Source organism: Pseudomonas sivasensis, assembly GCF_052938085.1.
On the sequence record NZ_CP176442.1, the window covers coordinates 4,835,463 to 4,856,810 of the forward strand.

Consider the following 21,348-nt stretch of genomic DNA (forward strand, 5'->3'; position numbering starts at 1 on the left):
ACGGGGGCGAGTCGTAAATCGTGAGGTTTTAAGAGGGCTTACTGCTGCAGTTGTGGCGTTTCCTGCCCCATACAACGTACTGCCTGTTTCTTGTTGTTTACCAGCACGCCACTGAGGCCTTTCTGCTCGGTGTCGAACATCACCAGCACGCCATCGACGCACTGCGCCACCTGGGCCGCCGGGGTTAGTGAAATTTTGTAGTCCTCGCCAGGCACGGTTTTGAGCATGGTGAAGTCACTGAGCAACAACGCATCTTCCGGCTTGGCGAAGTGCAGGTAGCCGTAGTACCACAGGCAGCCGACGGTGCCGATGATGGTGCCGATGCCGGTGAGAATCAGCGGGATCATGTTGCGTTCTTCGCTCATTGCGGGCTCTCTGATCAGTCAACTTTAGGAATGGGGTAGTTCGGAATTTCGCCCAGGCGGCGTAGGCCGTTGAAGTGCTGCGGGTCATCCAGGTAGCGCAGCATCACGGTTTGCCAGGTCTTGTCGGCAAAGGTCTGCACATGACCGCCTCGGGTCAATTGCAACACCCTGGGCGGTGGCGCCGCCTGGTACAGACGGATGCCATTGGAAAGCGGCACGATCGGGTCATCCAGGCTGTGGAACAGCAGTTTCGGCACGCCGGTCAGCCGAGGCATGGCGTTGATCGCACTGTCGGCGTCGGGGACCAGCCAGGACAAGGGCACTTGAAACGGCCATGTTAGCCAGGAGGTACTGAGGGCGAATTGTCCTACGTCACGATAACTGGCTGGCACACCATCCAGTACCAGCGCCTTAAGCCTGGCCTGACGCTCCGGATGCTCTGCCAGGTAATGCACGGCCAGCGCACCGCCCAGGCTCTGGCCGAGAACAATCAGCGGCGGGCCCTGGGTTTCGGGGGCTTTGTCGATCCAACTGAACGCTGCATCCACATCCTGATAGATCGCAGGCAAGGACGGTTTGCCTTCTGACAACCCGTATCCGCGATAGTCCACCAGCAGCACCTGATAGCCCTGCTCCGGCAACCACCAACTGCCCCCCAGGTGCCAGGCCAGATTGCCGCCGTTGCCGTGCAAGTGCAGCACCGTGCCTTTGACGGGCACGCCAGCCTTGGCCGGCAGCCACCACGCGTGCAGCTTCACGCCGTCGGCGGTGGTGAGGGTGACGTCGCGGTATTGCAAGTGCGCTTTTTCGGGCGTGAACGGCAGGCCGGGTTCGGGGTAGAACAGCAGGGAGCTGCAACCGTTCAATGTGAGTAGCAGGCATAGAATGCCGAGGATTCTCATCCGTTGAAGCCTCGTGATTAAGATGAAATTGACCGTCTGTTGAAGATTCAATGTGGGAGGTGGTTTGCGCCCTCCCACATTTAGACCCGGTTTCTTCAGAGGATATTGGAGTAATCCGCCTCGATCCGATCCAGGCTCAAGTGGTTGAGGAAGTTGGAGAAGCACATCCACGCCGCCAATGCGTTCATGTCGCGGAACTGTTCAGGCAGGTACTTGGGCGGCACCACCAGGCCTTCGTCCACCAGTTGGCGCAGGGTACGCATGTCTTCCAGAGTGGTCTTGCCGCAGAACAGCAACGGCACCTGTTCCAGCTTGCCTTTGCGCACGGCCAACTGGATGTAGTTGTAGACCATGATGAAGCCCTTGAGGTAGGACAAATCCTTGGTAAACGGCAGTCCATTGGGCACCGAGCCACGGAATACGCGACTGGCGTTGCCATAGCTTTCAGCGATTTCAAAGCCTTGCTCGCGGAAGAATTCGAACACCTGCAGGAAATCGGCGCCCTCCTCCACCATGTGGATAGCGCGCGTGCGGTTGGTGAGTTTGCGCAGGCGACTCGGGTAGGAGGCGAAGGTGATGATCTCCATCAGAATCGCCAAGCCTTCCTGGGTCACCGTGGAAGACGGCGGGCCTTTGGACAGGAAAGTGCAGATCGGCTGGTTCTGGCCGTTGAGGGTAGTGCCGACGTGCACCAGGCCTTCATGGACTTCCAGGGCGCGCACGTCGCGATTGTTGAACATCGCATCGGCGCGGATCTTGATGTAGTCGGCCCCCGCCGCTGCATCCGCAACGATGCCGTCGGACTCGAACACGCGAATGGTTTCTTCAGCCTCGCCGAACACCTTGTTCAGGCGGGTTTGCAGCAGGGCGACGGCGTCCTTGGCGGTGAGGGTCTTGGCTTCGTCCTTGAGGTCGCCACGGCCGTCGATGTTATTCAGGTAGTCGGAGAGCATCAGGCCCAGGTCGGCCAGGGTTGGGTCGCCGGCGTGGAACGCATCGGAGGCGGCGCCGTACAGCTCTTGGGAGATCAGGCCGAAGTCCTCGGTGCCGCGCGCTTCGAGCATCCGCACCACCATGCGGTACTCGCGGCACATGCGACGCATGATCTGCCCCACCGGGCTGAACTGGCCGAGGCGACGGGTGATGTCACGCTCGATATTCTGGAATTCCAGCTTCACCGCACTGGAATCAAACGACAGCGGCCGGTTCAGGTAATAGTCGCGGTCTACGGCAGGCATTGCCTTGCCCTTGGCCTTGAGGAATCCCTGGCGAATAGTGTCGTCCCATTTGACGGCGTCGAGGACGCGAATCGGTGTCTGTGCCAGCACAATGCGATCGGACAAGGTGCGTATCGTCTGCTGGTAATCGTCCACCGGGTGCTTCCTTCTTTAAACGTTATTTGCCCGCACGCTGATAGCGCGCGGCTTCAACGAACACATCGGCATTGGCCGGGTCATCCAGGTAGGTGAATACCCGGTCCATGGGGCTGTCCACCAACACCCCGTCGCCTTCGACGGTTTCTACGGTGCCTCCATCCAATGCCTGTTGGCCGATGGCTTGGCGGATCTGCTCCAGATCCAGGTTGTAGACCACCAATTCGTGCTTTTCGTCGAATTCGAAGCCGGCCAGGATAAAATTCCCACCGAACTTTGTAGGCAACGGCGCCGACAGGTACCACCGATTGCCATGGCGCGACACAGTAAACAGGTACTCATCGCGCTGGCCCGGCGCCGCTTTAGGGTAGCTCACGGCTTTGTAGCGGTGCTCACCGGCGCGAGTGATGTGTAAGCTGAGCGGCTCACCCCAGGCATTCTTGCTGGACCAGTGGCCCAGCAACTCATTCGGCGCCGCTTCACGGCTTGCCAGCGGCTCCTTGAAGGTCACCAAACAACCGCTGAGCAGCAGGAACGACAAGGCGATTAGCGCGATACGCCAGGTTTTCATCAGACACCCTCCGGTGTCAGACCGAGGCCAACACCAAATGCATGTAACGCTTGAGGATCTCAAGCATCTCTTCACCGGTCAGAGGCTCTGCGCCGCCCAACAGGCCCTGATATTCCATCCGACTGATAATCGCCGTCAACACCTTGGCGTCCTGCTGCGGCTCGCGGGAGCCCAACACTTGGAAAAACTGCCCGGTGCCCTGCAATAAAATCTGCTGATGGGAACGCACCAGTTCGGCCAGACGCGGGTTCAATAGCGCTTCCTGACGAAACGCCTGTTCGGCCATGAGGTGTTCGCGACGGTTGGTCAGTTGGCGCAGCACATAGTCGGCGGTCAGGCGCGCGATGTCATCGGCCAATTGCGAACGTGACTCCGGACTGCCATCGCCGTAGGCAACCATCTCGCGCAACAGGCCTTCGTTACGTACCCACAGCTTGCCCATGAAGGCAGCGCTGCGTTCGACGTACTGGGCGAAGGTGTCGGTCAGCAGGTCATCGATGTCTTTGAAGTAGTAGGTGGTCGCCGACAACGGCACGCCCGCTTCCGCCGCCACCGCCCGATGGCGCACGGCTCGTACGCCCTCACGCACCACAATACGCATGGCCGCATCGAGAATGTCTTGCCGCCGTTGCTCGCTGCCCCGACGACTGGCCTTACGGCCCTGGTACTGGACGCTTTCAGCCACGGCAGCGGCAATGCCGGCGGCGCCTTCTTGTGCGATTACGCGGTTCACGACACACATCCTTGAATAGATCAAAACCTGGCGCTGTTTGCTTGACGCTTAAAAACGCCCCATAAAAAAGCCGCCTTATAAAAGGCGGCTTCGGATTTCGTTAGGGTTACGCTTGCGGCCGCATGTGCGGGAACAAGATCACATCGCGGATCGACGGCGAGTTGGTCAACAACATCACCAGTCGGTCGATGCCGATACCTTCACCGGCGGTTGGCGGCATGCCGTATTCCAGGGCGCGTACGAAGTCAGCGTCGTAGTGCATGGCTTCGTCGTCACCGGCGTCCTTATCGGCCACCTGAGCCATGAAGCGCTCGGCCTGGTCTTCCGCGTCATTCAACTCGGAGTAGGCGTTGGCGATTTCGCGGCCACCAATGAACAGCTCGAAACGGTCAGTGACGTTCGGGTTGTCGTCGTTGCGACGGGCCAGCGGCGACACTTCGAACGGGTACTGGGTAATGAAGTGCGGCTGTTCCAGCTTGTGCTCGACCAGCTCTTCGAAAATCATCACCTGCAATTTGCCCAGGCCTTCGAAGCCCAGCACCTTGGCGCCGGCTTTCTTGGCGATGGCGCGGGCTTTGTCGATGTCGTTGAGGTCGTCAGCGGTCAGCTCGGGGTTGTACTTGAGGATCGAGTCGAACACCGACAGGCGCACGAACGGCTCGCCGAAGTGGAACACCTTGTCGCCGTACGGCACGTCGGTGCTGCCCAGGACCAGCTGTGCCAGTTCGCGGAACAGTTCTTCGGTCAGGTCCATGTTGTCTTCGTAGTCGGCGTAGGCCTGGTAGAACTCCAACATGGTGAATTCTGGGTTGTGACGGGTCGAGACACCTTCGTTACGGAAGTTGCGGTTGATCTCGAAGACCTTTTCAAAACCACCCACCACCAGACGCTTCAGGTACAGCTCCGGCGCGATACGCAGGAACATTTCCAGGTCCAGGGCGTTGTGGTGGGTTTCGAATGGCTTGGCTGCGGCACCACCGGGGATGGTTTGCAGCATCGGGGTTTCGACTTCGAGGAAGTCGCGCGCCATCAGGAAGCTGCGGATGTGGGCGATGACTTGCGAACGCACGCGGAAGGTCTGGCGCACGTCTTCGTTGACGATCAGGTCAACGTAGCGCTGGCGGTAGCGCTGCTCGGTGTCGGTCAGGCCGTGGTGCTTGTCCGGTAGCGGGCGCAGGGACTTGGTCAGCAGGCGCACGCTGGTCATCTCGACGTACAGGTCGCCCTTGCCGGAACGGGCCAGGGTGCCTTCGGCGGCAATGATGTCGCCCATGTCCCAGGTTTTCACCGAGGCCAGGGTTTCTTCAGGCAAGGTCTTGCGGTTGACGTAGACCTGGATGCGACCGGTCATGTCCTGGATCACCATGAACGAGCCACGGTTGAGCATGATGCGACCTGCCACTTTGACCGGGATCGCAGCCTCTGCCAGCTCTTCCTTGGTCTTGTCCGCGTACTGTTTCTGCAAGGCATCGCAGTAGTTTTCGCGGCGGAAGTCATTGGGGAAGGCATTGCCCTTCGCGCGCTCGGCAGCAAGCTTTTCCTTGCGCAGGGCGATCAGGGAGTTTTCTTCCTGTTGCAGGGCTTGCGGGTCGAGTTGTTGGTCGCTCATGTCTTTAAAATTTCCATCAGGTTCGTTGTCCCCGGCCTGCGGCCGGGGATCGCCGGCAAGCCGGCTCCTACAATCTTTATTACAAGCCGGACTTCAGGCTGGCTTCCAGGTATTCGTCGATATCGCCGTCGAGCACCTTGTCGCAGTCGCTGCGTTCGATGTTAGTGCGCAGATCCTTGATCCGCGACGCATCGAGCACATACGAACGGATCTGGTGACCCCAGCCGATATCCGACTTGGTGTCTTCCAGCGCCTGGGAAGCGGCGTTGCGCTTCTGCATTTCCTGCTCGTACAACTTGGCCCGCAGCATTTTCATGGCGGTGTCCTTGTTGGCGTGCTGGGAACGTTCATTCTGGCAGCTGACCACGGTGTTGGTCGGTACGTGAGTAATACGAACGGCCGAGTCGGTGGTGTTTACGTGCTGACCACCGGCACCGGAGGAACGGTAGGTGTCGATACGCAGGTCGGCCGGGTTGATCTCGATTTCCACCTTGTCGTCGATCTCTGGCGAGACGAACACCGCGGAGAACGAAGTGTGGCGACGGTTGCCGGAGTCGAACGGGCTCTTGCGCACCAGGCGGTGCACGCCGATTTCGGTACGCAGCCAGCCAAAGGCGTATTCACCCTTGATGTGCACGGTCGCGCCCTTGATGCCAGCCACTTCACCGGCCGACAGCTCCATGATGGTGGCGTCGAAGCCGCGTTTGTCGGCCCAGCGCAGGTACATGCGCAGCAGGATGTTGGCCCAGTCCTGGGCTTCGGTGCCGCCGGAACCGGCCTGGATGTCCAGGTAGGCGTTGTTCGGGTCCATTTCATGGCTGAACATGCGGCGGAATTCGAGCTTGGCGAGGTTTTCCTCTAGACGGGCCAGCTCGGCGATGACATCGCCCACTGCGCCTTCGTCGTTTTCTTCGACGGCCATGTCCAGCAGGTCACGGCAATCGGCCAGACCGGTGTTCAGTTCGTCGAGGGTGTCGACGATCTGCGCCAGCGCAGCGCGCTCGCGGCCCAACTCTTGGGCGTATTCAGGTTTGTTCCAGACACTCGGATCTTCAAGCTCACGATTGACTTCGGTCAGACGCTCATGCTTTTGATCGTAGTCAAAGATACCCCCGAATAGTTTCGGAGCGCTCGGACAGGTCCTTGATGGTGTTCAGGATCGGGTTGATTTCCATGGCGGGCAGCACTCGTTGGCGAACTTTTGAAAGCCGGCGAGTATAACGGCAAACGGGGGGGAGCGGCAGCCCGCCTGGCGAAAAGGCAGACTACGCTGGGTTAAATGTGAGAGGGGGCCTGCTCCCGATGGCGGTGCATCAGGTGACTGACCCTCCGCTATCGGGGGCAAGCCCCCTCCCACATGTTGATCGGTTGCGGCCTCGATTCACTCGATGCCGACCTGATTACGCCCATTGTGTTTGGCCGTATACAAGCCCTTGTCCGCCGCCAATATCAGCTGCCGACAATCCGTACCCTGCTGCGGCGTGGTGGTCGACAGGCCGATGCTGATCGTCAGGCTGGAGCCTTCTGCCGGGGCGATATGCGGGATTTTCAACGCCGCGACGGCCATGCGCAGCTTTTCGGCCACCAGTCGCGCGCCTCCCGGTGAGGTGTTCGGCAGCACCAACGCAAACTCTTCACCACCGTAGCGTGCCGGCAGGTCCGAAGGGCGACTGCTGGCATCGCGGATGGTGGCGGCAACTTTGCGCAGGGCTTCGTCGCCTTCGACGTGACCGAAGCTGTCGTTATAGGTCTTGAAGAAGTCCACGTCGATCATCAGCAGCGACAGTTGGGTCTGGTCGCGCATGGCGCGGCGCCACTCCAGTTCCAGGTATTCGTCGAAGTGACGGCGGTTGGACAGCCCGGTAAGGCCATCGGAGTTCATCAGGCGTTGCAGCACCAGGTTGGTGTCCAGCAACTGTTGCTGGCTGACCCGCAGCGCGCGGTAAGCAGCATCGCGCTGCAGCAGCGTCATGTAGGAACGCGAGTGATAGCGGATGCGTGCCACCAGTTCGATGTTGTCCGGCAGCTTGACCAGGTAGTCGTTGGCCCCCGCCGAGAACGCCGCGCTCTTGATCAGCGGGTCTTCCTTGGTGGATAGCACGATGATCGGGATGTTCTGCGTGGCCGGGTGATTGCGGTAATCGCGCACCAGAGTCAGGCCATCGAGGCCGGGCATCACCAAGTCCTGCAGGATCACCGTCGGCTTGATGCGGATAGCCTGGGCAATCGCCTGGTGCGGATCGGCGCAGAAGTGGAAATCGATGTTTTCTTCATGGGCCAGGCCGCGTCGGACCGCTTCGCCGATCATGGCCTGGTCGTCGACCAGCAACACCATGGCGGCATTTTCGTCGGTCTTGATGTCGTCGATCTGTAAATCATTCATCTGCAGTCACCTGAATTACTACCTGCAAGCCAGCATCGCGCAAGGTCATGTTCATTGTGCAAAGACCTCCAGTAATCGGGGCGCAATTCTGTCCAGAGGGCGAATTTCAACAGCGGCATCAATCGCCGCCGCCGCTTTGGGCATGCCATACACCGCCGAGCTCTGCTGATCCTGGGCGATGGTCAAATAACCTTGTTCACGCAATAACTTAAGGCCCTGGGCCCCGTCACGACCCATGCCGGTCAGCAGTACGCCGACGGCGTCACCATTCCAGTGGCTGGCCACGCTTTCGAAGAACACGTCGATCGAAGGCCGGTAAATCTCGTTCACCGGCTCTGCGGTATAGGCTAGCGTGCCGTTCTTCAATAGACGAATGTGGTGATTGGTACCGGCCAGCAAGACCACACCGCTTTGCGGCGGTTCGCCTTCGCGGGCCAGGCGCACCGGCAGCCCGGAAGCACTGCTGAGCCATTCGGCCATGCCGGCGGCAAAGACCTGGTCCACATGCTGCACCAGCACAATGGCAGCGGGAAAGTCACGGGGTAAACCCTTGAGCAGGATTTCCAGGGCAGCCGGGCCACCCGCTGAAGAGCCGATAGCCACCAAACTCTGGCGTTTGCCGGAGGTGCGCGCTGACGTGGTTTCGGTGCGCACGCGGCTGCCGCGCTGGCCGATCAGCCAGCCGATGTTGAGGATTTTGCGCAGCAGCGGTGCCGCCGCATCCTTTGGATTGCCTACGCCGAGTGCAGGCGTGTCCACCACATCCAGGGCGCCGTGGCCCATGGCTTCGAACACCCGGCTCATATTGGCCTGGCGGTCGACGGTCACCAACAGGATCGCGCACGGGGTCTCGGCCATGATCTGCCGCGTGGCCTCCACGCCGTCCATCACCGGCATGATCAGATCCATCAGGATCAGGTCAGGCGTCAACTCAGCGCAGCGCTGCACTGCCTCCAGACCATTGCCGGCCACCCACACCACCTCGTGCGAGGGCTCGAAATTCAAGGCGCGGCGCAAGGCCTCCACGGCCAGGGGCATGTCGTTGACGATCGCAACCCTCATGACCGCGCGCCCCCAATCAGCTCCACGACGGCGTCCAGCAACGCGTCGTCGTGGAAGCTGGCCTTGGCCAAGTAATAATCGGCGCCGGCATCCAACCCACGGCGACGGTCCTCTTCACGGTCTTTGTACGACACCACCATCACCGGCAACGATTGCAGGCGAGTATCACGGCGCAAGAGTGTGACCAATTCAATACCGTCCATGCGAGGCATATCAATGTCAGTGATCAGCAGGTCGAAGTCTTCGGAACGTAAGGCGTTCCAGCCGTCCATACCGTCGACCGCAACGGCCACTTCGTACCCGCGATTAAGCAGCAATTTACGTTGCAACTCACGCACGGTGAGCGAGTCATCCACCACCAGTACGCGTTTGCGCGGCGCCTCGGTGACCTGCTGGCTGCGCCGGGCAATGCGTTCCAGGCGCCCGGTGTTGAGTAGCTTGTCCACCGAACGCAGCATGTCTTCAACATCGACGATCAACACCACCGAGCCGTCATCCAGCAAGGCGCCGGCGGAAATATCCTGGACCTTGCCCAGGCGGTCATCCAGCGGCAACACCACCAGGGTACGCTCGCCGATGAAACGTTCCACGGCGATACCGTACACCGCATCGCGCTCGCGGATCACCACCACCTTCAAGGTCTCGTCATTGGTCTGCCCCGGCGGGCGCTGTAACAGCTGGCTGGCGGCGACCAGGCCAACATGCCGGCCCTCGTGCCAGAAATGCTGGCGGCCTTCGAGTTGCACAATGTCGTCGGGGGCCAGGTCGCACATACGTTCGATATGCGCCAGCGGGAACGCATAGGCTTCTTCGCCAACTTCCACCACCAGGCTGCGCACCACCGAAAGGGTCAGCGGCACCTCCAAGTGAAAACGACTGCCCTGCCCCGCCGTCTGCTCCAGCACCACCGCGCCGCGCAACTGGCGGACCATATGCTGCACCGCATCCAGTCCGACGCCGCGCCCGGACACCTCGGTAACCTTGTCGCGCAGGCTGAAACCCGGCAGGAACAGGAACGTCAGCAGTTCCTCTTCGCTCAGGTTCAACACAGTCTCCAGGGTCGACAGATGACGGTCGACAATGGTCCCGCGCAGGCGCTCCAGGTCAACGCCGTTGCCGTCGTCGCTCAGTTCCAGCACCAGTAGACCGGCCTGATGGGAGGCACGCAGGCGGATCAAGCCTTCGGCGGGTTTGCCGGCCAGCAGGCGCTGGTCGGGCATTTCGATGCCGTGGTCGACGGCATTGCGCAATAGATGGGTGAGTGGCGCTTCGAGCTTTTCCAGCACATCACGGTCGACCTGGGTCTTTTCGCCCTCGATCTCCAGGCGCACCTGCTTGCCGAGGCTGCGGCCGAGGTCGCGCACCATACGCACCTGCCCGGCCAGCACATCGGCAAACGGACGCATGCGACAGGCCAGCGCAGTGTCGTAGAGCACCTGAGCGCGCTGCCCGGCCTGCCAGCCGAACTCATCCAGCTCGGCAGTTTTTTCCGCCAGTAAGGCCTGCGCCTCGCTCAGCAGGCGACGGGTATCAGCCAGGGCTTCCTGGGCTTCGAGGTTCAGATCCAGAGTCTTGAGATGACCGTCCAGTGTGTCCAGGGCGCGCACGCTATTGCTTTGAATACGTTTGAGGCGCTGCATGCTGGCCAGATAGGGCTTGAGCCGCTGGGTTTCCACCAGGGATTTGCTCGACAGATCCAGCAGACTGTTCAAGCGCTCGGCGGTCACGCGCAACACGCGCTCGCCGCCTTCGGTCATGCGCTTGCCCTGACGCGGCGGATCGCTGGCAACAGGGGGAGCGGGCTCGGGCTCCGGCGGCAATTCTTCGATGACCGGCGCGGGTGCAGGCTGGGACACGACAGGCGGTGGCGCAGCTTTAGCGGTGGGCTGCGACGGATCCAACAGGCGCTCCATCAACGCCACATAAGCGTCGATGTCCGCTGGCCCCACGGTGTTTCCCGGGGTGGCGATGCGCATCAGCAGGTCGGTGCCTTGCAGCAAGGCGTCAATGTGTTCAGGTTGCAGGTACAGGCGACTTTCCTGGGCGCTGACCAGGCAATCCTCCATGACGTGGGACACGCTGACACCCGCATCCACCCCCACGATCCGCGCCGCGCCCTTGAGCGAATGGGCCGCGCGCATGCAGGCTTCAAGCTGGTCGGCCTGGGTCGGGTTACGCTCCAGGGCCAGCAGGCCCGCGCTCAGTACCTGGGTCTGTGCATCGGCTTCCAGGCTGAACAGTTCCAGCAGCGAGGCGTCGCGCATCTGGTCGGGGGTCATGTGAGGCTCCGGGTCACGGCGGACAACAATTGCGCCTCATCCAGCCAACGCAGGCTGCGGCCCCTCCATTGCAACACGCCCTGAGTGAAGCGTGCGCTGGCCTGGGAGCCAGGCGCCGACGCAGCGTTCAAGGTGCGCTCATCGATGGCATGGATGCCGTCCACTTCGTCCACCGGTACCACCACTGGGCCATCCTGCGCGGCGATGATCAACATACGCGGCATGATCCGCCCGCCACTGGCGCCGTGACCGGTGTTGTCCAGGCCGAGCAGCTCCACCAGAGACAGGCACGCCACCAGCGCCCCCCGCACGTTCGCCACGCCGAGCAAGGCGCGGGAACGCTGGTGCGGCAGCGAGTGAATCGGTTGCAACGGAGCCACCTCCACCAGGCAGCGGGTGGCGATGCCCAACCACTCTTCACCGAGACGGAACATCAGCAACGAGCGGGTGACGATTTCTTCGTCGACTTCAACTGCAGCGGCCGGACGATGGTCGTCCTGCTGCAGGGCGTAGCGATCCAGCAGGCGCGTGGCGGCCGCTGAGTACACCGCACAGTTGCGGCAGTGGATATGGTCCACCAGCAGCGGGCAGGACTTGTCGCCGTGGATACCGATCCGGTTCCAGCAGTCGTCGATGGCCTGGGTGTCGGCCATAGTCAGGTCCAGGCCGGCGGTGTCGAGCGCGTCGGGGCTACTCATCGTTTGGACTCACTGTCTGCTCGCTCGCTACGGGCGGCCCGCGCTTGCAAACGGCGCGCCCCCGCGCTGTCGCCCTGGGATTCGAGCAACGCGGCCAGGTGAATCAAGGCCTGCGGGTGCTGAGGTTCCAGGTACAAGGCTTTCCGATAAAACCCCTGAGCCTCCAGGGCGCTGCCGGCCACATCGCTGAGCAGCCCCAGCCAGTAGAACACCTGGGCGGCTGGCGGGTGGCTGTTCAAATACTGTTCGCAGGCGACACGGGCCTCGGCACTCTTGCCTTCGTTGGCCAAGGTGGCGATGCGGCTGAGCAAGGTACCCGCGTCGGAAGGCGGCGGTGGCTTGATCGGCACCACCTGGGCGCTCGCGGTACTGAACGGCCTTGGCTTGACAGGGATGGGCGCCGCGCTGCGCTGAGGGCTCGGTATCGGCACGAATACCGGCGCCGGCAGGTTAGGTTCGGCGTGCCGACTGAAGGCGAAAGACTGCGGCACCCCGATCGAACGCATGCCATGCCGGCCCAGCAGGCTGCCCTCGGCCGGGCCGATAAACAGTACGCCGTCTACGTGGGTCAGGCCCTTGAGCACATCGAACACTTGCTTCTGCGTCGGCTGGTCGAAATAGATCAAAAGGTTGCGGCAAAACACGAAATCGTAGCTCGCCTCGTTCGCCAGCAGCGTCGGGTCCAGTAAGTTGCCGACTTGCAGGCGCACTTGTTCGCGCACGCGGTCGGCGATGTGGAACCCGTCGCTGTGTTCAGTGAAGTGGCGATCGCGAAAGGCAATATCGCTACCGCGGAACGAGTTCTTGCCATACACCCCGCGCCGCGCACGCTCCACCGACAGCGGGCTGACGTCCAGGCCCAGCACCTTGAACTGATGCGGCGCCAGGCCGGCATCGAGCAGGGCCATGGCAATCGAATAGGGTTCTTCGCCGGTGGAGCACGGCAGGCTGAGGATGCGCAGTGCGCGCATCTGCTTGATCTCGGCCAGGCGTGCAATCGCCAACCGAGCCAGGGTCGCAAAGGATTCGGGGTAACGGAAAAACCACGTCTCGGGAACGATCACCGCTTCGATCAGTGCTTGCTGCTCGTCGTGGGAGCTTTGCAGGCGCTGCCAGTATTCGCCTGGCGTCTGCGCCTGCACGGCCTGGCTGCGCTGGCGCACGGCGCGCTCGATAATGGCCTCGCCGACCGACGCGACGTCCAGGCCGATACGTTCCTTGAGGAAGGCAAAGAAGCGCGGGTCGTTGCTCATACGCTCAGCTCGGCAGAAAACAACAGGGCGCGCACGTCATCGGTGAGCACGTCATTCACGCCGATCCATTGCATCAGGCCCAACGCATCCTCACGCACCGGCCCCAAATAGCGCGCCTGGGGGTTCTCCAGGCCATAGGGCTGAAATTCCGCGGGATCGCAACGCAGGGTATCGGTGGCCTGCTCGAGGATCAGCCCCAACCGGCGAGACTCGACCCAGGGTTGCGGCTGGTAATTGACCAACACCAACCGCGTGCTGGTACGCGCCTGGGCCGCCGTACCGAAGGTCAGCGCACTCAGGTCGATGACCGGCACCAACGCTCCGCGATGAGCAAAGATACCCGCCACCCAAGAGGGCGCATGGGCGATGGGTTTGAGCGGCAGGCGCGGCAGCACCTCGGCCACTTCGGTGGCCTTGAGGGCATAACGTTCACTGCCGATGTGAAACACCAGGAACAACGCCTTTTTCGCTGCCGGGACGGCGCCGCGTTTAGCCGCGAGGTCGCTCATCAGACTTTGAAACGCGACACGCCGCTGCGCAGACCCACCGCAACCTGGCTCAGTTCATCAATGGCAAAGCTGGCTTGGCGCAGGGATTCGACGGTCTGGCTGCTGGCATCACCCAGCTGCACCAGCGCGTGGTTGATCTGCTCGGCGCCGGTGGCCTGGGCCTGCATGCCCTCGTTGACCATCAACACCCGCGGCGCCAAGGCCTGTACCTGATGGATGATCTGCGACAGTTGCTCGCCCACTTGCTGCACTTCGAACATGCCGCGGCGCACTTCTTCGGAGAACTTGTCCATGCCCATCACACCAGCGGAAACCGCCGACTGAATCTCACGCACCATCTGCTCGATGTCGTAAGTGGCCACGGCGGTCTGATCGGCGAGACGACGCACTTCGGTGGCGACCACGGCAAACCCGCGGCCGTATTCACCGGCTTTTTCCGCTTCGATGGCGGCGTTCAGGGACAACAGGTTGGTCTGGTCGGCGACTTTGACGATGGTCACCACCACCTGGTTGATGTTGCCGGCCTTCTCATTGAGGATCGCCAGTTTGGCGTTCACCAGGTCGGCGGCCCCCATCACCGAATGCATGGTCTCTTCCATACGCGCCAGGCCCTGCTGGCCAGAACCGGCGGCCACCGAAGCCTGGTCGGCAGCGGTGGAGACTTCGGTCATGGTACGCACCAGATCCTTGGAAGTGGCGGCGATTTCCCGCGAAGTGGCGCCGATCTCGGTGGTGGTCGCGGCAGTTTCGGTAGCGGTGGCCTGCTGCTGCTTGGAGGTCGCCGCAATCTCCGTCACTGAGGTGGTGACCTGAACCGAAGAGCGTTGCGCCTGGGAAACCAGAGCGGTGAGCTCGGTCATCATGTCGTTAAAGCCGGTTTCTACCGCGTTGAATTCGTCCTTGCGCTCCAGGTTCAGGCGCTTGCTCAGGTCGCCAGTGCGCATGGTGTCAAGGATTTCGACGATGCGCTGCATCGGCGCCATGATCGCGCGCATCAGCAGCAGGCCGCACAGGCCGGCGGCGAGGATGGCGATGATCAGCGAAACACCCATGCTGATCTTGGCCGACAGAACGGCGTCGTCAATCGCCGCGGTGGCGCGATCAGAGACGTTTTTGTTCTCCGTAATAATGTCATTGAGCTTCATGCGACCTTCGATCCAGATCGGCGTCAGTTGCTCTTCAAGCAACTCGCGTGCAGCGGGCAGGTCGTTGTTCTGGACGCGGTCCAGCAACTGCTCAAGGACCTTGTTGTAATTGATGTGTGCGGCTTTGAAGTTATCGAACTCCATGCGATCAGCCTGGCTGCGCACGGTTTTTTCGTAATTAGCCATCTGTTGCTCAATACGCGCTTCGAAGGCCTTGTAGTCGGCCTTGTCGGTATTGGTGAAGGTTTTATCCTCACGCAGACCAATGATGTCGATGGTCTGAAGGTAACTGTCGACCCACGCGCTGCGGATCATAGAACTGAGATAAACCCCCGGTACCGCATCGTCCCGGACGGCTTCCTGACTGGTTTCGATCTTCAGCAACCGTGAGTAGGAGACCACAACCATTAACAGCATGATGGCGATAATGACCGCAAAACTTGCCAGGATGCGTTGGCGCAAGGTCCAGTTCTTCACAGTAATTCCTCGAAGGGCCATTCAAATGGAGGGGAGTATAGCTGAGCAGAAGGCCTCATTAATCAATGGGTTTTGATGCAGCGCTCATGGAATGCAAAAACACCCTGGGGCATTCAGCCAGCCAGGGTGCTTTATCTATACAGAGATGCTCAGAGGGTAGCTTGACGCACCTGCTTTTCCAGCTCCTGCTTCAAGCCAGGCTCCAGTTTCAGTTGGCGGGCCAATTCGTCCAGATAGGCCTTTTCCATGAAGTTTTCTTCGTCGACCAGCATCACGCTGGCGATATACATTTCGGCAGCCATTTCCGGGGTGCTTGCCGCGCGGGCGACATCGGCCGGGTCCAGAGGTTTGTTCAGCTCGGCGTGCAGCCAGCTTTGCAGCTCGCGGTCGTTATCCAGCTTGGTGAACTCGCCCTCGATCAGCTCTCGCTCGCGCTCATCCACATGGCCGTCGGCCTTGGCTGCGGCAACCAGCGCCTTGAGAATGCCTTGGCTGTGCTGCTCGACTTGGGCCGGTGGCAGGCGGTCGATGGTCTGCGGCTCGCCCTTGGGCGTATTGGCTTGATTGGCCTGCCAGTTGCCGTAGGCCTTGTAGGCAATGACGCCCAATGCGGCCAGCCCGCCGTAGGTCAGGGCTTTGCCGCCGAATTTGCGCGCCTTCTTGTTGCCCATCAACAAGCCCATGGCACCGGCTGCCAGGGCGCCGCCACCGGCACCGCCAAGCAGGCTGCCCAACCCTCCGCCGCCAAGCAGTCCGCCCAAGGCGCCTTTGTCGTCCTGCTTGCGTTGGCCGCCAGCCTTGTTTTGCAGCATGTCCTGGCCGGACTTGAGCAACTGATCGAGCAATCCACGGGTATTCATTCGTAGCCTCCAGACACTTGGGTTCATAGGACCAATAGGCCCTCAGCGTAAAACTAAGTGCCAAAAAGCCCCGATCTAGAGTGCTTCCAGATGTAACGCCACTGCCGTTCGCTAAAACCGATATACACTCGGACAAATCTATAAAAACACCCCACTGGTAATTCCAGCATGATGACCTTGCGTCAAATCCGGCACTTTATCGCCGTGGCCGAGACCGGCTCGATCTCCGCCGCCGCGCAGACCGCATTTATTTCCCAGTCGACCCTGACCCTGGCGATCCAGCAATTGGAGCAGGAAATCGGGGTAAACCTGTTCAACCGCCACGCCAAAGGCATGACCCTCACCCACCAGGGCCACCAGTTCCTGCGCCAGGCGCACTTGATCCTCGCCACCGTCGACAACGCCAAGCGCAGCCTGCAACAAAGCACCGACCAAGTGGCCGGGCAATTGATCATCGGCGTGACCAGCCTGGTGGCCGGCTACTACCTCGCCGACCTGCTCACCCGCTTCCAGCGCGCCTACCCCAATGTGGAAATCCGCGTGATGGAGGACGAACGCCCCTATATCGAGCATTTGCTGGTGAGCGGCGAAATCGACGTCGGCGTGCTGATCCTCTCCAACCTCGAAGACCGCCACGCCCTTCAGACAGAAGTCCTGACCCACTCGCCCCATCGCCTGTGGCTGCCGGCGCAGCACCCGCTGCTGGAGCACGACAGCATCAACCTGGCCGATGTCGCGCGCGAGCCGTTGATTCAACTGAATGTCGATGAAATGGGCCAAAACGCCCAGCGCCTTTGGACCAGCGCAGGCCTGCAACCCCGCGTCACGCTGCGTACAGCATCGACGGAGGCAGTGCGTAGCCTGGTGGCGGCAGGACTGGGCGTGTCGATTCAGCCAGACATGACCTACCGCCCATGGTCCCTGGAGGGCGACATCATCGAGGCACGGCCGATCGCCGACCTCAGCCAGACCCTCGATGTGGGCCTGGCGTGGCGCCGAGGCACCGCGCGTCCCGCGCTGGTAGACCCGTTCCTCACCGTGGCCCGGGAACAGCCGCACCCACGCAAGCCATCTATTTAATCGAATGCTGCATTCAGTATTTAGTATTTGTTGACCTCGCGCCTGACCTCTACTCTCAGTTCATCCATAAGAGAAGGTCCGGCGCCTTGTAAGAGAACGCCCATGACCACACAAGAAAAGAGATCGCGAAAAATGTCCGGCGCGCCCACCCCGCTGCTTACTGCGTTGCTGATCGACGGCGAACTGGTCCAGGGCCAGGGATTCGCCGAGCCGATCCTCAACCCGGCCACCGGTGAAGTGCTTACCCAAATTGCTGAAGCCAGCACCGAGCAGGTCGAATCAGCCATCCTCGCGGCCCACCGCGCATTTGCCAGCTGGTCGCGGACCACGCCGCAACAGCGTTCAAACATTCTTCTGGGCATCGCTGATGCCATCGAAAAACAAGCCGATTACCTGGCCCGCCTGGAATCCCTGAACTGCGGCAAGCCGTTGCACCTGGCACGTCAGGATGACTTGAGCGCCACCGTCGACGTGTTCCGCTTCTTCGCCGGGGCCGTGCGCTGCCAGACCGGGCAACTGAGCGGCGAATACCTGCCGGGCTACACCAGCATGGTGCGGCGCGATCCAATTGGCGTCGTCGCCTCCATCGCACCGTGGAACTACCCGTTGATGATGGCCGCCTGGAAGATCGCCCCGGCGCTGGCTGCCGGTAATACCTTGGTGTTCAAGCCGTCGGAACATACGCCGCTGTCGATCCTCGCACTCGCCCCTGTGCTGAAGGACTTGTTACCACGCGGGGTCATCAACATTCTCTGTGGCGGCGGTGAAGGTGTGGGCAGTCATCTGGTCAGCCACCCGAAAGTGCGCATGGTTTCCCTGACCGGCGATATCGTCACCGGGCAGAAAATCCTGCAAGCCGCGTCCAAGACGCTCAAACGCACGCACCTGGAACTGGGCGGCAAAGCGCCGGTAATCGTGTGTAACGATGCCGACCTGCAAGCCGTGGTTGAGGGTGTGCGCGCCTACGGTTACTACAACGCCGGCCAGGACTGCACCGCCGCATGCCGCATCTACGCCCAGTCGGGGATTCACGACAAACTGGTCGCCGACCTCGGTGCGGCGGTCAGCAGCCTGCGCTTTGCCGGCAAACGTGATGCCGACAACGAACTCGGCCCGCTGATCAGTACGCGCCAGCGCGACCGCGTGGCCAGTTTTGTCGAGCGTGCCCTCGGCCAGCCGCATATCGAGCGGGTCACGGGCGCCGCCGTGCATTCCGGCGCGGGCTTCTATTACCAGCCAACCTTGCTCGCCGGCTGTAAACAGAGCGATGAAATTGTGCAGCGCGAAGTGTTTGGTCCAGTGGTCACCGTGACCCGCTTCGATGAGCTGGAACAGGCGGTGGACTGGGCCAATGACTCCGAATACGGCCTGGCCTCCTCTGTGTGGACCCAGAATCTGGACAAGGCCATGCAGGTAGCCGCACGCCTGCAATACGGCTGCACTTGGATCAACAGCCATTTCATGCTGGTCAGCGAAATGCCCCACGGCGGCTTGAAGCGCTCGGGGTATGGGAAAGATCTGTCCAGTGATTCGCTACAGGACTACAGCGTGGTGCGCCACATCATGGCCCGCCACGGCCAACATCTTTAAAACAACAACTAAGCTTTTGCGTCACCGGTTGCACACAACTGCCCCGACCATAATTAAAGAAGAGGGAACCCCCATGTCCGCGCACAAGACCGCACTGCTCAGTGCCTTGACCACCGCGCTGCTGGCCAGCGTCAGCATTCAGGCCGCCGAACCGCTCAAGGCGATTGGCGCTGGCGAAGGCCAGCTGGATATCGTCGCCTGGCCCGGCTATATCGAACGTGGCGAAAGCGACAAGGCCTACGACTGGGTCACTGGTTTCGAGAAGGAAACCGGCTGCAAGGTCAATGTGAAAACCGCCGCCACCTCTGACGAAATGGTCAGCCTGATGGCCAAGGGCGGGTATGACCTGGTCACCGCGTCGGGCGATGCGTCGCTGCGGTTGATCGTCGGCAAGCGTGTGCAGCCGATCAACACCTCGCTGATCCCAAACTGGAAAAACATCGACCCACGCCTTAAAGACGCGCCGTGGTACGTGGTCGGCCAGCAGACCTACGGCACCCCGTACCAATGGGGCCCGAACGTGCTGATGTACAACACCAACGTGTTCAAGACCGCGCCCACCAGCTGGGATGTGCTGTTCAACGCCCAGAACCTGCCGGACGGCAAGCCGAACAAAGGCCGCGTGCAGGCCTATGACGGCCCGATCTACATCGCCGATGCAGCGCTGTACCTCAAATCGACCCAGCCGGAACTGGGCATCCAGAGCCCATACGAACTGACCGAAACCCAGTACAAAGCCGTGCTCGACCTGTTGCGCGCCCAGCAACCGTTGATCCACCGCTACTGGCACGACACCACCGTGCAAATGAGTGACTTCAAGAACGAAGGCGTGGTGGCCTCCAGCGCCTGGCCGTATCAGGTCAACGGGCTGGTCAATGAAAAGCAGCCAATTGCCTCGACCATTCCGAAAGAAGGCGCCACCGGCTGGGCCGACACCACCATGTTGCACAGCGAGGCCAAGCACCCGAACTGCGCCTACAAGTGGATGGACTGGTCGCTGCAGCCGAAGGTCCAGGGCGATGTCGCCGCCTGGTTCGGTTCGCTGCCGGCGGTGCCTGCGGCCTGTAAGGAAAGCGAACTGCTCGGCGCCGAGGGTTGCAAGACCAACGGGTTCGACCAGTTCGACAAGATCGCCTTCTGGAAAACCCCACAGGCTGAGGGCGGCAAGTTCGTACCGTACAGCCGCTGGACCCAGGATTACATCGCGATCATGGGCGGCAGGTAAGGCCTTCCAAACGACCTAGGTCCCCTGTGGGAGGGGGCTTGCTCACGATAGCGGTACATCAGACAAACCTGTGTTGCCTGACACACCCTCATCGGGAGCAAGCCTCCTCCCACATTGACCGCACTCATAGATGTTTTGTTTTTTCAGAAGTCCAGGCCGGGCCGCTGCGACGACCCGCGCCTTTTTGGAGCACCGCACCATGACGCTTGCAGTCCAATTCACCCACGTTTCCCGTCAGTTCGGCGAAGTGAAAGCCGTCGACCGGGTTTCCATCGATATCCAGGACGGCGAGTTCTTTTCCATGCTCGGCCCTTCCGGCTCGGGCAAGACCACTTGCCTGCGCCTGATCGCCGGGTTCGAGCAACCGAGCGCTGGCTCGATCCGCATTCATGGCGAGGAAGCCGCCGGCTTGCCGCCGTATCAGCGTGACGTAAACACTGTGTTCCAGGATTACGCACTGTTCCCCCATATGAATGTGCGCGACAACGTGGCCTACGGCCTCAAGGTCAAAGGCGTGGGCAAGGCCGAACGCCTGAGCCGCGCCGAAGAAGCCTTGGGCATGGTCGCCCTCGGTGGTTACGGCGACCGTAAGCCGGTGCAACTTTCAGGTGGTCAGCGCCAGCGTGTGGCACTGGCACGCGCACTGGTCAATCGCCCCCGCGTGTTGCTGCTCGATGAACCCTTGGGCGCCCTTGACCTCAAGCTGCGCGAACAGATGCAAAGCGAGCTGAAGAAGCTGCAACGCCAGTTGGGCATCACCTTTATTTTCGTGACCCACGATCAAACCGAAGCGTTGTCGATGTCCGACCGCGTGGCAGTGTTCAACAAAGGCCGCATCGAACAAGTCGACACCCCGCGCAACCTGTACATGAAACCGGCTACCTCATTCGTCGCCGAATTCGTCGGCACCTCCAACGTGATTCGCGGCGAACTGGCCCAGCGCCTCAGCGGCAGCGCGCAGCCATTTTCGATCCGCCCGGAACACGTGCGGTTTGCCGACGGCCCACTGGGTGCTGGCGAAGTGGAAGTCAGCGGTCTGCTGCATGACATCCAGTACCAGGGCAGCGCCACCCGCTATGAGCTGAAACTGGAAAACGGCCAGGCGTTGAACATCAGCCAAGCCAACAACCAGTGGCTGGATATCAGCAGCGGCCATCAGGTCGGCCAGTCCATTACCGCGCGCTGGGCGCGGGAAGCCATGACACCGCTGACCGACATTGCAGGCGAGGTGTGA

At 61.2% G+C, this 21,348-nt stretch carries 19 protein-coding genes; 4 read left to right on the top strand and 15 right to left on the bottom strand.

From position 1 onward, the window contains the following. Window positions 1-38: 38 nt before the first annotated feature. From ACKZ62_RS22305 to ACKZ62_RS22375, 15 genes are all read right to left on the bottom strand, one after another. Window positions 39-365, bottom strand: coding sequence for a PA3694 family proteiin (locus tag ACKZ62_RS22305; protein ID WP_003172217.1), 327 nt, complete (start codon window positions 363-365; stop codon window positions 39-41). Window positions 366-379: 14 nt separating this feature from the next. Further along, window positions 380-1,267: an alpha/beta hydrolase gene (locus ACKZ62_RS22310; protein WP_032891714.1), complete on the bottom strand. Its 888-nt coding sequence runs from the start codon at window positions 1,265-1,267 to the stop codon at window positions 380-382. A gap of 95 nt (window positions 1,268-1,362) precedes the next feature. Continuing rightward, window positions 1,363-2,640, bottom strand: coding sequence for a flavohemoglobin expression-modulating QEGLA motif protein (locus tag ACKZ62_RS22315; protein WP_032891715.1), 1,278 nt, complete (start codon window positions 2,638-2,640; stop codon window positions 1,363-1,365). Between the two features lie 22 nt (window positions 2,641-2,662). After that, window positions 2,663-3,211 carry a hypothetical protein gene (locus ACKZ62_RS22320; RefSeq protein ID WP_447095842.1) on the bottom strand — a complete coding sequence of 183 codons (549 nt, stop codon included), beginning with the start codon at window positions 3,209-3,211 and terminating at the stop codon, window positions 2,663-2,665. A 16-nt stretch (window positions 3,212-3,227) separates the two neighbouring features. Further along, window positions 3,228-3,944: a TetR/AcrR family transcriptional regulator gene (locus ACKZ62_RS22325; protein WP_032891717.1), complete on the bottom strand. Its 717-nt coding sequence runs from the start codon at window positions 3,942-3,944 to the stop codon at window positions 3,228-3,230. Between the two features lie 106 nt (window positions 3,945-4,050). Further along, window positions 4,051-5,553: a lysine--tRNA ligase gene (gene lysS, locus ACKZ62_RS22330; RefSeq protein WP_032891718.1), complete on the bottom strand. Its 1,503-nt coding sequence runs from the start codon at window positions 5,551-5,553 to the stop codon at window positions 4,051-4,053. Window positions 5,554-5,632: 79 nt separating this feature from the next. Next, window positions 5,633-6,728, bottom strand: a protein-coding gene (prfB, locus tag ACKZ62_RS22335) for a peptide chain release factor 2 (RefSeq protein WP_099601257.1) whose coding sequence is annotated in 2 segments (ribosomal slippage) — window positions 5,633-6,655 and window positions 6,657-6,728 — 1,095 coding nt in all. Because the reading frame shifts where the segments join, the coding sequence is not laid out codon by codon here. A gap of 206 nt (window positions 6,729-6,934) precedes the next feature. Then, window positions 6,935-7,936 (bottom strand): diguanylate cyclase, encoded by a 1,002-nt coding sequence (locus tag ACKZ62_RS22340; protein WP_032891719.1) that lies wholly within the window; start codon window positions 7,934-7,936, stop codon window positions 6,935-6,937. A gap of 51 nt (window positions 7,937-7,987) precedes the next feature. Beyond that, window positions 7,988-8,998: a chemotaxis response regulator protein-glutamate methylesterase gene (gene cheB, locus ACKZ62_RS22345; protein WP_032891720.1), complete on the bottom strand. Its 1,011-nt coding sequence runs from the start codon at window positions 8,996-8,998 to the stop codon at window positions 7,988-7,990. Beyond that, entirely contained in the window at window positions 8,995-11,277 is a 2,283-nt protein-coding gene (locus tag ACKZ62_RS22350) for a hybrid sensor histidine kinase/response regulator (protein WP_122680275.1), read from the bottom strand. Before ACKZ62_RS22350 ends, cheB begins: the two co-directional genes overlap by 4 nt. Then, the gene (locus tag ACKZ62_RS22355) at window positions 11,274-11,975 is read right to left on the bottom strand and encodes a chemotaxis protein CheW (RefSeq protein WP_447095843.1); all 702 of its coding nucleotides are present in this window, start codon (window positions 11,973-11,975) and stop codon (window positions 11,274-11,276) included. The genes ACKZ62_RS22350 and ACKZ62_RS22355 overlap by 4 nt, the downstream gene beginning before the upstream one ends. Beyond that, the gene (locus ACKZ62_RS22360) at window positions 11,972-13,228 is read right to left on the bottom strand and encodes a CheR family methyltransferase (protein WP_032891723.1); all 1,257 of its coding nucleotides are present in this window, start codon (window positions 13,226-13,228) and stop codon (window positions 11,972-11,974) included. The genes ACKZ62_RS22355 and ACKZ62_RS22360 overlap by 4 nt, the downstream gene beginning before the upstream one ends. Then, on the bottom strand, window positions 13,225-13,737 hold the full coding sequence (locus ACKZ62_RS22365) for a chemotaxis protein CheW (protein ID WP_032891724.1): 513 nt from the start codon (window positions 13,735-13,737) through the stop codon (window positions 13,225-13,227). Before ACKZ62_RS22365 ends, ACKZ62_RS22360 begins: the two co-directional genes overlap by 4 nt. After that, the gene (locus ACKZ62_RS22370; protein ID WP_185159945.1) at window positions 13,737-15,380 is read right to left on the bottom strand and encodes a methyl-accepting chemotaxis protein; all 1,644 of its coding nucleotides are present in this window, start codon (window positions 15,378-15,380) and stop codon (window positions 13,737-13,739) included. Before ACKZ62_RS22370 ends, ACKZ62_RS22365 begins: the two co-directional genes overlap by 1 nt. Window positions 15,381-15,508: 128 nt before the next feature. Then, window positions 15,509-16,219: a tellurite resistance TerB family protein gene (locus ACKZ62_RS22375; protein ID WP_447095844.1), complete on the bottom strand. Its 711-nt coding sequence runs from the start codon at window positions 16,217-16,219 to the stop codon at window positions 15,509-15,511. Window positions 16,220-16,387: 168 nt separating this feature from the next. On the opposite strand from ACKZ62_RS22375, the gene ACKZ62_RS22380 reads away from it, so the two are divergent. From ACKZ62_RS22380 to ACKZ62_RS22395, 4 genes are all read left to right on the top strand, one after another. After that, window positions 16,388-17,299: a LysR family transcriptional regulator gene (locus ACKZ62_RS22380; RefSeq protein ID WP_032891728.1), complete on the top strand. Its 912-nt coding sequence runs from the start codon at window positions 16,388-16,390 to the stop codon at window positions 17,297-17,299. 132 nt (window positions 17,300-17,431) lie between these two features. Next, the gene (locus tag ACKZ62_RS22385; protein ID WP_177434247.1) at window positions 17,432-18,889 is read left to right on the top strand and encodes a gamma-aminobutyraldehyde dehydrogenase; all 1,458 of its coding nucleotides are present in this window, start codon (window positions 17,432-17,434) and stop codon (window positions 18,887-18,889) included. 73 nt (window positions 18,890-18,962) lie between these two features. Next, window positions 18,963-20,114, top strand: coding sequence for a putative ABC transporter substrate-binding protein YdcS (gene ydcS / locus ACKZ62_RS22390; protein ID WP_095183982.1), 1,152 nt, complete (start codon window positions 18,963-18,965; stop codon window positions 20,112-20,114). Window positions 20,115-20,313: 199 nt separating this feature from the next. Continuing rightward, complete coding sequence (locus ACKZ62_RS22395; protein ID WP_447095845.1) at window positions 20,314-21,348, top strand: ABC transporter ATP-binding protein; 1,035 nt, start codon at window positions 20,314-20,316, stop codon at window positions 21,346-21,348.